Genomic DNA, 12,431 nt, shown 5'->3' on the forward strand with positions numbered 1-12,431 from the left:
AATAGGGATGATTTGAGTTTATAAGTTTCTAAAGTCTAGGAAGCGCATTAAGTAATGTCAGTATCTCAAGCAAAATCATAGCCCCAGCGATCAATAAAACCATTCCAAGATAGACCTTACTTAGGAGGTGATTCTTATTTTGTCGCCCACGAATAACCCAAGCCATTGCCGCAGGTAAGCCAATGAGTAAAATGGCGACAAAAATGCTGGCATAACCTAGCGCAATGATAAAGCCCTTGGGATATAAAACTGCAAATAAGAAAGGGGGTAGAAAAGTAATCATAAATGCGGCACCTTTATCGAGGTGTGTCAGTCGTTGTAGCCGATACGTATCGCGATTAAAGTCAAACAGTCCAAGGGTGACACCCAAAAACGAGGTGGTAATTGCAACCGATTCAAACAAATAAGCAAAACTACCGACGTGGGCACTGTGGTAACTTCCCACAATTCCTGAGCTAGTATTCCCATTTTGAATAATACCTTGAAAACCATCAGCACCATAAACAGGGATGGAACCCAAGGTGCAAATTATCCAAATTAAGTAAATCACCAGTGGGATGAGGCTTCCAAAAATAATGGCGTTACGTAAAGTCTTTCGATCAGATTTAACATAAGTGCGCAAGGTTGGGATAATGTGGTGAAAGCCAAAAGAAGTAATCAAAATGGGAAACGTAATCCACACAAAGTTCGATGAACGAGTTTCTGTGCTCAAGAGTACTTGCTGAACGCTGGGGATTATCGCAACAACAAAAGCGAAAAAAGCTAGAAATTTAACCAGCATCAATACCTTATTAGCATGATCTACGGCGCGTGTGCCAATATAAACAAAGAAACCCAGAACTAAGATAAACAAAGCACTGTTAAGCGTGTCAGGTAAATATATATCGAGTTTGTCAAGTCCCCCGGCAACGAGATTCCCTCCACCTGCACTATAAGCAGCAGTAAGGGAGTAAAGGAGTAAGAGATAGGAAATCAAGGTGATGATCTGACCACGCTTACCCAGGGTTGACTGCGCCATACGACTGAAGTTAGTGCCATCAGGCATTGACATGTTGACTTCCGCTAATAGCAATGCCGTAAGCATCATCACAAACCAGACAATGACTAAAAGCAGACTTGCAAGCCAAAAACCACAAGCAGCAACTGTGGCTGGAATGGCTAACATTCCTGCACCGACACTGGTGCCAGTGATAATCATTGCTGCACCAAAACCTCGAGAAGACAGCCACATAAGGCGTTAATCCTTTAATTTGTTTGGTGAGCATTGTAGCGATGAATGGTGAGCTCGACAATAACGTTAGCTCATCAGTTGAAATGTAAAAACACAGTAAGACATGACTTTCCCATGGTGAAAACTAACTCCCTCAGCTTGAAGATATGCGATTTTCTGGTCAATTTTATCCCCACGGGTATGCCCATTGTAACCCCCAATAGACAAGTCAGATTTTACCACTCTGTGGCAAGGCACCTCTGGAGCATTGAGATTTCGCTTAAGCGCCTGACCAATGGCTTGAGCACTGTTACAGCTTATGTATCGTGCAAGATGTTTATAGGTAGTGACCTTACCTTTTGGTATCAGCATTAAAGCCGAGTAAACCCGCTGTTGAAACTCTGTCATTACGCTTACATCCTATCAATTGCTGGATACTGAAACCGATACCCCGCTAGTTGATAGACTACAGCTCAGATCACCATTAGTGGCACTTGAACAACTAGACACAGGAAAAGAAAAACTGATATTCGTGGTCGTATTAGACGTATTGACAATTTGGGCGTAAAGCCTTGCAACTTGGTAATTTGCAGTGTTACTACCAATCGTTAAGCTGGTTAAGGCATAGCTTGAACTGCCACCAACAAGCTGATCACTGGTGAGATTTGTCGTGTTACTTGACATGCTAAGTGCGCTGTTGCACGCGCTGAAATTGGCATTACAGAATTTAATTGAGTTATAGGTAGAGCTTGAACCGCTGGCATTACCTGTGATCTTGAGACTAATGGCATGAGTTGAGGATGCGTTAGTCAATGGATTGATAAAAAGATTACCTTCTTTGGCAATTCCATAGCTGTAACTGCTATTAACTGCTGAAAACGTTGCCTGAAACTTAGTTGAGGAGTTTTTGGGATAATAAGGACTTCCACCGTAGTTGTTGTACGGGCTGTTGGCGTTTGAACTGTTTGAGCTGACATTGGCTGTCTGTCCATCCTTACTTTCTGCGTCTGTACCCTCGGTTGATTTGTCTGATGGTGTTAGGGCATCCGTCTGTTGTTTTGGGCTTTGACTCTTATATCCTTCAGGTGCTGGCGCACCACCTGGCAAGAAAATAGGACTATTCATTGCCTCGCGATCCATGGGGGACAAGGGTTGTGCAGGCTTATCAGTAATAATCGATTTAATATTTTTTTTCTGGACACTGCTTAACTTCTGGACTTCCCCCGTTAAATTATCAATCGTCTGTTGATTCTGCATGAGCAAGCTTCTAAGCAGCTGTTCATTGTTTGTAGCTTTTTCACCAGCAAGAGATCTGTTGTTGATTTGGTTGGCAGTGGTTGCAAAAGCATTATGTAAGATGGAAAGCCCAAATAATAAACCAAAGCGTGTTTTCATGGCGGCAGTAAAGCATATTTAAACTAGAAACGATTGTATAAGAAAAGTGCGCTGGATTAAAGTTTTGATGTGCAAAGTGTCGAAAATAACAAAGCCAGTGGTGAGATGCGAATACTCTGTGTAAATGGATTATCGATCTTTTGTACGAACTTTTTAACACATAAATTTTGCTGCTTGTGCAATAGAATGAGTGGTTTTAATTGTTTATAGGGCAGGTTTAACTGCGATATCATGATTTGCGCAGGCGCTAACAACGATTGAATAATCAGTCGGAATGTGTGCTGATTCACGCTTGGGCGAAGCTCTTCATGCAGGTGAATGTTGCGTGAAAAATGTTTGCCAATCATTAAGATGTGCCGCAAGAGCTCATCGACGTGATTAAGGGTTTCAATGGTCTTTATATCTTCGAAACCAAGTACTTTTGCCTTAAGTATTGCAATGCCAAGGAAGCTTTGACCTAAATCCAGACTGACTTGATAGTTGCGCCCTTTAGCAGTGGTGATTAAGGCGTATTGTAAGTCCTGCTGCAGAGGCTTAGTGAGCTCATCCATAGTGAAATATGCGCACAGTTTATCAATAAGCGGATGATTGCGATGTGACTTGGGATTAGTGAGTGCCTGCTGCCACCACTGCAATTTTTTCAGGCTTGGATAAGGTTCATGATAAAGCTCAGACGTCCTAAGCCATTGGTATTTTAGCTGATCCAGTGCGTAGAGTATTATGGTGGTTTCAGCATTGCATTTACGGTAAGCGTAGTAGTAAAGAGTCCCTGTTTTTGGAGTATTTTCAGTTAAGCACTCATATAGATAATCCACTGGCGTAATTGCTCCAAATTTGAGATTTTAAAATCATAATCGCTGCCTCCAAGTACACAAGCTTCGTAACCATATTCGGCAAAAATGCGATAGCAATGTGCATGTTTAGCAGCAAGCATATCACTTTTGGTGTCACCTACATAGGCGCAATATTGAGGGGATATGCCAAGAGTTTTGACAGCGTAAATCAGTGGCATCGGATGTGGTTTTTTATAATTTAAGTCATCGGCGCACACAACGATACGCGCTTGATCATAATAGGGGACTTTAGCCAATACAGACTCAGTAAGCTCACGCGTTTTACTTGTCACTATCCCCCATGAAATATCATGTGATTTTAGGGTTTCAATGATTTCTTTAACCCCTTGAAATGGGTGAGTTATGCTTACTGCGTGGGTTTGGTAGTGGGAAAAAGCTGCGTGTTTTAGGCTTAACAGTTGATCCTTGTTGAGTTTGTTATTGATTTTTTGTAATAGAAACTCAACACCACGACCCGCATGCTGTCTAAGTGTACTTGCCTCAAAATCAATAGTTAAATTATGACTGGTAAAGGCATACTGTATGGCGCTAAATATTCCTGTCGATGAATCAAGCAATGTGCCGTCAAGGTCAAATAAAACAAGCTTAAGCTTAGGTTTCTTTTTTGAACGCGGCGATGTAGTTGACATCTGCGTTACCCCCCAAAGATAAACGCCTGGTCAATGGGTTATAATGGACACCCGTGATTTTTTTGATCTTCAACCCATGTCTATGTGCGCTGTTTATCAGTTCAAACGGTTTAATATATTTGCTGTATTCATGCGTGCCTCTGGGAATCATATTCATGACATATTCCGCCATGACGATTGAAAGCACAAAGGATTTCAAATTGCGATTAAGCGTTGAGAAAAATACCCAGCCATTTTCTTTACACAACTTTGCACAGGACTCGATAATGCTGTTAGGGTCTGGAACATGCTCAAGCATCTCCATGCAGGTGACGACATCAAAGCTTAAAGGTTTTTCACAAGCCAGTTGCTCCACAGGTTGTTTTAAATAACGAATAGACAAGTTGGACTCTAATAAGTGGAGCTTAGCCACATTGAGTGAGGCATCGGCCATATCTAAACCTGTCACCGTTGCACTGTGTCTGGCAAGCGCTTCGGTCAGAATGCCACCACCACAACCAATATCGGCAATATTAAGCCCTGAAAGCTTACCTGCAAATTGTTGAATAAAGGCAAGACGCAGCGGATTGACCTGATGCAAAGTATGAAACTCACCATCCTCACACCACCATTGGTGTGCAAGGGCGCTAAACTTATTAATCTCAGATTGATCAACATTCATGATGAATTGTAATTGTATATAGAATCTGAGTTTATCATAACAAATGTGGCGCTTGATAAGATATAAAAAACAGCACTAGCATTTTGTTAATTGAACCGAGGTGTTTTGCCGTTAAATACATCCACAATGGCATCAATAATCTTCCAGCCTTGTTTACGAGCAGTCGATAGTAAAGTACGAATACGCACAAATTTCTGGGCCCCAGCCTCACTACGAAAGCAACCCGAAACTTTTTGCTTTACCTTCATCATACGCAAGTCATTCTCCGCTTGATTATTGGTAAATGGCACCTTAGCATCATAAATAAATCTCAATACCTCAGCTTTATAATCACCTAAGCGTTTTTGAGTCGATGCGATAACCAGTCTCATCCAAGTGCTTCACAGGCGCATTTTTAAGTCTCGCCAATATCTCTTGCTCAAACTCAATCAGCTGATCAGTACACGTTTGACCAGATTCGGCAATACTCGCCGTTGCCACACAAACACCAAATAAATCTTCTAACAGTTGTTGGACTCGTTGCTCAGGAATAAAATGTTGGGTTTGCAAATGCGTCGCATAGCTTTTATTAGGACGTACAAACCATCGCTTGAAGGCGGTTTTGAACTGTTGCGACTATTCTTAGAATAGCCGCTTCTTAAGTTGCTCAATCTCCTCTTTTAGTCGAGCATTTTCACGCTCAAGCGCGTCGATTCTGGTTAATAGCTCTTGAATCATTTTTTTCTAGGATCGTGTCCATTGGTAAGATTACGCCATACTTATTTGCAAATGAAAATACCTGATCTGGAAAAAATGCCAAAATTCATCATCTATCAAAATTTAACCTGCTGGGTGGTTACAGCAATTCTCAAGTTACAGAAACGAAAAAAGGCACCCTGAGGTGCCTTTCAAATAAAATACCTGATGATGTTCTACTTTCACATGGCGAATGCCACACTATCATCGACGCTAACTGTTTTCACTTCTGAGTTCGGAATGGAATCAGGTGGTTCACAGTCGCTATTTTCATCAGGTAACCTGCGAGCAGAAAGCTCTAACAATCTATCATAGAGTAATAACCAAGTCTCTCGGGCAATTAGTACTGGTTAGCTTCATACATTACTGCACTTCTACAGCCAGCCTATCAACGTCGTAGTCTTCAACAACCCTTAAGCTAGAGACTAGAAACTAGAGACTAGAAACTAGAGCTTGAATCGCTTCGCGATGAATTGATTTATAAAAAACAACCCATCTTGCAAAGCAAGACTCAACTCCTAGTTTCTAGTCTCTAGTTTCTAGTCTCTAGACGGGAGATCTCATCTTGAGGCTGGCTTCCCGCTTAGATGCTTTCAGCGGTTATCCATTCCGAACGTAGCTACTGGGCTATGCCTCTGGCGAGACAACCCAAACACCAGCGGTTCGTTCATTCCGGTCCTCTCGTACTAGGAACAAACCCTCTCAAATCTCCTACGCCCACGGCAGATAGGGACCGAACTGTCTCACGACGTTCTAAACCCAGCTCGCGTACCACTTTAAATGGCGAACAGCCATACCCTTGGGACCTGCTTCAGCCCCAGGATGTGATGAGCCGACATCGAGGTGCCAAACTCCTCCGTCGATATGAACTCTTGGGAGGAATCAGCCTGTTATCCCCGGAGTACCTTTTATCCGTTGAGCGATGGCCCTTCCATTCAGAACCACCGGATCACTAAGACCTACTTTCGTACCTGATCGAGCCGTCACTCTCTCAGTTAAGCGCACTTTTGCCTTTATACTCTTGGCGCGATTTCCGACCGCGCCGAGTGCACCTTCGTACTCCTCCGTTACTCTTTAGGAGGAGACCGCCCCAGTCAAACTACCCACCATACACTGTCCTCGACTCTCGTCTGAGTTAGAACTCCAAAAATATCAGGGTGGTATTTCAACGTCGACTCCTTCCATACTAGCGTACGAATCTCTTAGTCTCCCACCTATCCTACACAAATATTCTCAAAGTCCAGTGCAAAGCTATAGTAAAGGTTCACGGGGTCTTTCCGTCTAACCGCGGGTACGCTGCATCTTCACAGCGATTTCAATTTCACTGAGTCCCAGATGGAGACAGTGTGGCCATCGTTACGCCATTCGTGCAGGTCGGAACTTACCCGACAAGGAATTTCGCTACCTTAGGACCGTTATAGTTACGGCCGCCGTTTACTGGGGCTTCGATCCAGAGCTTCTCCTACCACTTAATTACTCTGATATTTCTTCTCTTAAGCCTTTATACAACAAACTCCTCATTCGATTCGCTCGCTTTAATTTAGCTTCTCTTAACCTAGCAAGCTTTTCACTTGCGTAAGCTTCGTAGTAGACAAGAATCCAATCTCTCGTTCGGCTTGTATATCTACTTCTACCCGACTTATGCGAATCAATCCTTTTCCTTAGGTTTTCACTATAACCCACAAGTAAAAACTATCTAATTCTTTCGAATAAATCACGTATACACAATACATATCAAACTCCAAAATAATTAAGTGGTAGGATAACCCCTTCAATTAACCTTCCAGCACCGGGCAGGCGTCACACCCTATACTTCCTCTTCCGAGTTCGCAGAGTGCTGTGTTTTTAGTAAACAGTCGCAGCCACCTGGTATTTGCAACCTCTTCACGCTCCAGACGTTCACCTGACCACTAAATTCCACGTCCTACAACAGGCTATCAACAAATTGTCTATCTCTACAACTCTCAACAGCTTTCATCCATCATAGAATTTAGTGGTCAGGCAAGTCCTTCACCCTAATGAGGCACACCTTCTCCCGAAGTTACGGTGTCATTTTGCCTAGTTCCTTCACCTGGGTTCTCTCATCGCCTTGGTATTCTCTACCCACCCACCAGTGTCGGTTTACAGTACGGTCAATGGTAATTTATGCTTAGAAGCTTTTCCTGGAAGCCGAGCATCAATCTCTTGGCAGAACCCCGTAGAGCCCTGTTCCCTCTCACGCCTCAGATCATCATACACCCGGATTTGCCTAAGTGCACTACCTACACGCTTTCACCTGGACTACCATCCGCCAGGCAGACCTAGCTTTCTCCGTCTCTCCATCGCAACTACCATCGGTACAGGAATATTAACCTGTTTCCCATCGACTACTCCCTTCGGATTCGCCTTAGGCGCCGACTTACCCTACGTTGATTAACATTGCGTAGGAAACCTTGGGTTTTCGGCCAATAAGAATCTCACTTATTTATCGTTACTCATGTCAGCATTCGCACTTCTGATACCTCCAGCACACTTCTCAATGCACCTTCATAAGCTTACAGAACGCTCCCCTACCGACTAGAAACTAGATACTAGAAACTAGATACTAGAATAGACATCAGCTATATCTTCTCTGTATACCTCTTAACATTCGCCCAACTTCGCAATACCTCTCATCGTAGCCCCTATGACTCTCCTGATCGATATACCCTAAGTCCCTTGCAAAATCCAGCCACACCCGGCATTCATCGCAAGAGCCTATCGCTATCTGAACAAACCTTCTTACTTCCTTTTCACTCGCTTGCTTGCCCATCCCTTCCGCTATGTTCGCACATATGGATTTGCTCGCTCGCCTTAATTGACTCCCAATCTCACACTGTTCTATCCGCGGCCACTTCATACTCTCCACGTGTAGCTCCAGCGCTAACTGATATGCCTTCTGATATACTGATAAATTGTGATACGGCATCTTATCTCCTCTAGTCTCCAGTTTCTAGTCTCTAGTCTCTAGTCCCGCAGCTTCGGTGTATCGCTTAGCCCCGTTAAATCTTTCGCGCAGGCCGACTCGACCAGTGAGCTATTACGCTTTCTTTAAAGGATGGCTGCTTCTAAGCCAACCTCCTGGCTGTCTATGCCTTCCCACATCGTTTCCCACTTAGCGATAACTTAGGGACCTTAGCTGGCGGTCTGGGCTCTTTCCCTCTCCACGACGGACCTTAGCACCCGCCGTGTGTCTCCCGTGATTCAACTTCGTCGTATTCTAAGTTTGCATCGAGTCGGTAAGATCGCAAAATCCCCCTAGTCGAAACAGTGCTTTACCCCAACGAGTCATTCACAAGGCACTACCTAAATAGTTTTCGGGGAGAACCAGCTATCTCCGCGCTTGATTAGCCTTTCACTCCGATCCACAACTCATCCCATAATTTTGCAACATTACCGGGTTCGGTCCTCCAGTTGGTGTTACCCAACCTTCAACCTGGTCATGGATAGATCGCGTCGGTTTCGGGTCTACTCCTAGCGACTGTCCGCTCTATTAAAACTCGCTTTCGCTACGGATCCCTTATTCAGTTATCCTCGCCACTAAAAGTAACTCGCTGACCCATTATACAAAAGGTACGCCATCACTAGTCTCCTAGAAACTAGAAACTAGAGACTAGAAACCAGGAGTCGTATCTTGCTTTGCAAGATGATTTATTTTTGTAAATTAATCATCGCGAAGCGCTTCAACCCCTAATCTCTAGTCTCTAGTTTCTAGTCTCTAGTTTCTAGCTCTGACTGCTTGTACGCAAACGGTTTCAGGTTCTATTTCACTCCCCTCATCGGGGTTCTTTTCGCCTTTCCCTCACGGTACTGGTTCACTATCGGTCAGTCAGTAGTATTTAGCCTTGGAGGATGGTCCCCCCTTCTTCAAACAGGATTTCTCGTGTCCCGCCCTACTTATTCGTATACCTAGTTCCACATCCAAGCTTTCGTCTACAGGACTATCACCTGCTATGGTCATCCTTCCCAGAATGTTCGACTAACTCACATGCTAAAGTATACCAGGCTCTTCCCCCTTCGCTCGCCGCTACTTAGGGAATCTCGGTTGATTTCTTTTCCTATGGGTACTTAGATGTTTCAGTTCCCCACGTTCGCCTCACTTAACTTACGTCAGTGATACCCCACTCTTAAAATACTCATTCATGCACAAATTACACCCTCTACTCACTCTAGTTTCTAGTTTCCAATCTCTAGTTTCTCGAAATGAATAAAGTGCTGAGCACTTTATGAGTGAGGTGGGTTCCCCCATTCAGATATCTTCGGATCAATGCTTATTTGCCAGCTCCCCGAAGCTTTTCGCAGGCTATCACGTCTTTCCTCGCCTCTGACTGCCAAGGCATCCGCCGTTTGCGCTTATTCTCTTGGTCATTACTCTATAATAAATTGTTAAAGATCTCGGCTCTAGATACTAGAACGCTCGCTGCGCTTACTCTAGAAACTAGAAACCAGACTCGAATCGCTTCGCGATGATTCATTTAAAAAATCATCTCGCACAGCAAGATTCAATCCCTAGTTTCTAGTCTCTTGACACTAGTCTCTAGATGGTGGAGCCAAGGAGGATCGAACTCCTGACCTCCTGCGTGCAAAGCAGGCGCTCTCCCAGCTGAGCTATGGCCCCTCTAGATACTAGAACGCTCGCTGCGCTTACTCTAGAAACTAGAAACCAGACTCGAATCGCTTCGCGATGATTCATTTAAAAAATCATCTCGCACAGCAAGATTCAATCCCTAGTTTCTAGTCTCTTGACACTAGTCTCTAGATGGTGGGTCTGAGTAGACTTGAACTACCGACCTCACCCTTATCAGGGGTGCGCTCTAACCAGCTGAGCTACAGACCCACTAGATACTAGAGACTAGAGACTAGTTTCTAGAAGTATTCTAGTTTCTAGTCTCTAGTCTCTAGTCTCTAGTTTCTAGTTTCTAGTTTCTAGTCTCTAGTTTCTAGTCTCTAGAAAAAACATCATTTGTAAACACTCAAATACTTCTCGCTCTTTCTTAATTTCTTTCGTACTTCAAACATCAAAAATTCAACATTCAACATTAAAAATTCAACATCATACTCGTACCTTTAAGGAGGTGATCCAGCCGCAGGTTCCCCTACGGCTACCTTGTTACGACTTCACCCCAGTCATGAATCACAAAGTGGTAAACGTCCCCCTTACGGTTAGACTATCTACTTCTTTTGCAACCCACTCCCATGGTGTGACGGGCGGTGTGTACAAGACCCGGGAACGTATTCACCGCGGCATGCTGATCCGCGATTACTAGCGATTCCGACTTCATGCGCTCGAGTTGCAGAGCGCAATCCGGACTACGAACACCTTTCTGAGTTTCGCTTCAGCTCGCACCTTCGCCTCCCTCTGTAATGCCCATTGTAGCACGTGTGTAGCCCTGCCCGTAAGGGCCATGATGACTTGACGTCGTCCCCACCTTCCTCCGCCTTATCAGCGGCAGTCTCTCTAGAGTGCCCAACTTAATGATGGCAACTAAAAATAAGGGTTGCGCTCGTTGCGGGACTTAACCCAACATTTCACAACACGAGCTGACGACAGCCATGCAGCACCTGTCTCATAGTTCCCGAAGGCACAACAAAATCTCTCTCGTCTTCTATGGATGTCAAGGGCAGGTAAGGTTCTTCGCGTTGCATCGAATTAAACCACATGCTCCACCGCTTGTGCGGGTCCCCGTCAATTCCTTTGAGTTTTAACCTTGCGGCCGTAGTCCCCAGGCGGAGTACTTATCGCGTTTGCTGCGCCACTAATCCTTTTACACCAGGACCAACAGCTAGTACTCATCGTTTACAGCGTGGACTACCAGGGTATCTAATCCTGTTTGATCCCCACGCTTTCGTCCCTCAGTGTCAGTTCAACCCCAGATTGTTGCCTTCGCCATTGATGTTCCTTCCGATCTCTACGCATTTCACCGCTACACCGGAAATTCCCCAATCCTCTAGTAAACTCTAGTCAAACAGTTTCAAATGACCCTCCCAGGTTGAGCCCAGGTATTTCACATCTGACTTATCTGACCACCTACGAACCCTTTACGCCCAGTCATTCCGATTAACGCTCGCACCCTCCGTATTACCGCGGCTGCTGGCACGGAGTTTGCCGGTGCTTATTCTTTCGCTAACGTCAAACTATCCAGCTCTTAACCTGATAGCCTTCCTCACGAACTAAAGTGCTTTACAACCCTAAGGCCTTCTTCACACACGTGGTATTGCTGGATCAGGGTTGCCCCCATTGTCCAATATTCCCCACTGCTGCCTCCCGTAGGAGTCTGGGCCGTGTCTCAGTCCCAGTGTGGCTGATCTTCCTCTCAGAACAGCTATGGATCATCGCCTTGGTGAGCCTTTACCTCACCAACCAGCTAATCCAACGCAGGCTCATCATACAGCGACCGCTTGCGCGACCTTTCACCCTCAGGCTTCATGCGGTATTAGCAGACGTTTCCATCTGTTGTTCCCCTCTGTACGGCAGATTCCTACGCGTTACTCACCCGTCCGCCGCTATCTAGAAACTAGAGACTAGAAACTAGAAAGTGGAAGTCGAACCTTACCAAGCAAGGTGATTCTTTAGAATAAATCATCGCGCAGCGATTCAACCCCTAGTTTCTAGTTTCTAGTATCTAGTTCCTAGACCGCTCGACTTGCATGTGTTAAGCATACCACCAGCGTTCAATCTGAGCCAGGATCAAACTCTTCAGTTTAAATCCTTAGATCATAACCACTTATATCAATTTTGAATGTTTAATTATGAATGTTAAATTTAAAATAACTCAACACACAATTAAACATTTAAAATTCAAAACTAACACAGTGACTACAATCCGCAATATTCTTCGCTCAAAGTATTCAAGTATCTACATCTTATATCTCTTTAAACATCTTCAAAAACCCACTACCTGGGCACCTGCACCGAACATTCTCAGCGA

Annotated in this window: 9 protein-coding genes, 2 tRNA genes and 3 rRNA genes; all 14 read right to left on the bottom strand. The window is 44.5% G+C overall.

The annotated features are described in order from the left end of the window. Nucleotides 1–28: 28 nt before the first annotated feature. Nucleotides 29–1,231 carry an amino acid permease gene (locus CU053_RS02775; protein WP_100551123.1) on the bottom strand — a complete coding sequence of 401 codons (1,203 nt, stop codon included), beginning with the start codon at nucleotides 1,229–1,231 and terminating at the stop codon, nucleotides 29–31. A 66-nt stretch (nucleotides 1,232–1,297) separates the two neighbouring features. After that, the gene (locus CU053_RS02780; RefSeq protein ID WP_100551124.1) at nucleotides 1,298–1,618 is read right to left on the bottom strand and encodes an MGMT family protein; all 321 of its coding nucleotides are present in this window, start codon (nucleotides 1,616–1,618) and stop codon (nucleotides 1,298–1,300) included. Between the two features lie 15 nt (nucleotides 1,619–1,633). After that, a complete protein-coding gene (locus CU053_RS02785) occupies nucleotides 1,634–2,605 on the bottom strand; it encodes a hypothetical protein (RefSeq protein ID WP_100551125.1) in 972 nt (323 codons plus the stop codon). Between the two features lie 56 nt (nucleotides 2,606–2,661). Further along, nucleotides 2,662–3,420: a hypothetical protein gene (locus CU053_RS02790; protein WP_100551126.1), complete on the bottom strand. Its 759-nt coding sequence runs from the start codon at nucleotides 3,418–3,420 to the stop codon at nucleotides 2,662–2,664. Further along, a complete protein-coding gene (locus tag CU053_RS02795; protein WP_100551127.1) occupies nucleotides 3,396–4,088 on the bottom strand; it encodes an HAD family hydrolase in 693 nt (230 codons plus the stop codon). Before CU053_RS02795 ends, CU053_RS02790 begins: the two co-directional genes overlap by 25 nt. Further along, on the bottom strand, nucleotides 4,051–4,752 hold the full coding sequence (gene ubiG / locus CU053_RS02800) for a bifunctional 2-polyprenyl-6-hydroxyphenol methylase/3-demethylubiquinol 3-O-methyltransferase UbiG (protein WP_407643789.1): 702 nt from the start codon (nucleotides 4,750–4,752) through the stop codon (nucleotides 4,051–4,053). Before ubiG ends, CU053_RS02795 begins: the two co-directional genes overlap by 38 nt. 83 nt (nucleotides 4,753–4,835) lie before the next feature. Next, on the bottom strand, nucleotides 4,836–5,120 hold the full coding sequence (locus CU053_RS02805; RefSeq protein WP_100551129.1) for an IS66 family transposase: 285 nt from the start codon (nucleotides 5,118–5,120) through the stop codon (nucleotides 4,836–4,838). Continuing rightward, nucleotides 5,080–5,298: an IS66 family transposase gene (locus tag CU053_RS02810; protein WP_100551130.1), complete on the bottom strand. Its 219-nt coding sequence runs from the start codon at nucleotides 5,296–5,298 to the stop codon at nucleotides 5,080–5,082. The genes CU053_RS02805 and CU053_RS02810 overlap by 41 nt, the downstream gene beginning before the upstream one ends. Then, complete coding sequence (locus CU053_RS06645) at nucleotides 5,250–5,399, bottom strand: DUF6444 domain-containing protein (RefSeq protein WP_407643788.1); 150 nt, start codon at nucleotides 5,397–5,399, stop codon at nucleotides 5,250–5,252. The genes CU053_RS02810 and CU053_RS06645 overlap by 49 nt, the downstream gene beginning before the upstream one ends. 248 nt (nucleotides 5,400–5,647) lie before the next feature. Continuing rightward, nucleotides 5,648–5,762: ribosomal RNA gene (gene rrf / locus CU053_RS02820) — 5S ribosomal RNA — on the bottom strand. Between the two features lie 41 nt (nucleotides 5,763–5,803). Continuing rightward, nucleotides 5,804–9,869, bottom strand: a 23S ribosomal RNA gene (locus CU053_RS02825). Between the two features lie 175 nt (nucleotides 9,870–10,044). Continuing rightward, a tRNA-Ala gene (locus CU053_RS02830) sits at nucleotides 10,045–10,120 on the bottom strand. 142 nt (nucleotides 10,121–10,262) lie between these two features. Then, a tRNA-Ile gene (locus CU053_RS02835) sits at nucleotides 10,263–10,339 on the bottom strand. A 231-nt stretch (nucleotides 10,340–10,570) separates the two neighbouring features. Continuing rightward, a 16S ribosomal RNA gene (locus CU053_RS02840) occupies nucleotides 10,571–12,206 on the bottom strand. The 16S, 23S and 5S rRNA genes sit together here with 2 tRNA genes alongside, the layout of an rRNA operon. Nucleotides 12,207–12,431: the final 225 nt, after the last annotated feature.

Origin of the sequence: Caedibacter taeniospiralis (assembly GCF_002803295.2) — a bacterium.
Taxonomy (GTDB): Bacteria; Pseudomonadota; Gammaproteobacteria; order Francisellales; family Francisellaceae; genus Caedibacter; species Caedibacter taeniospiralis.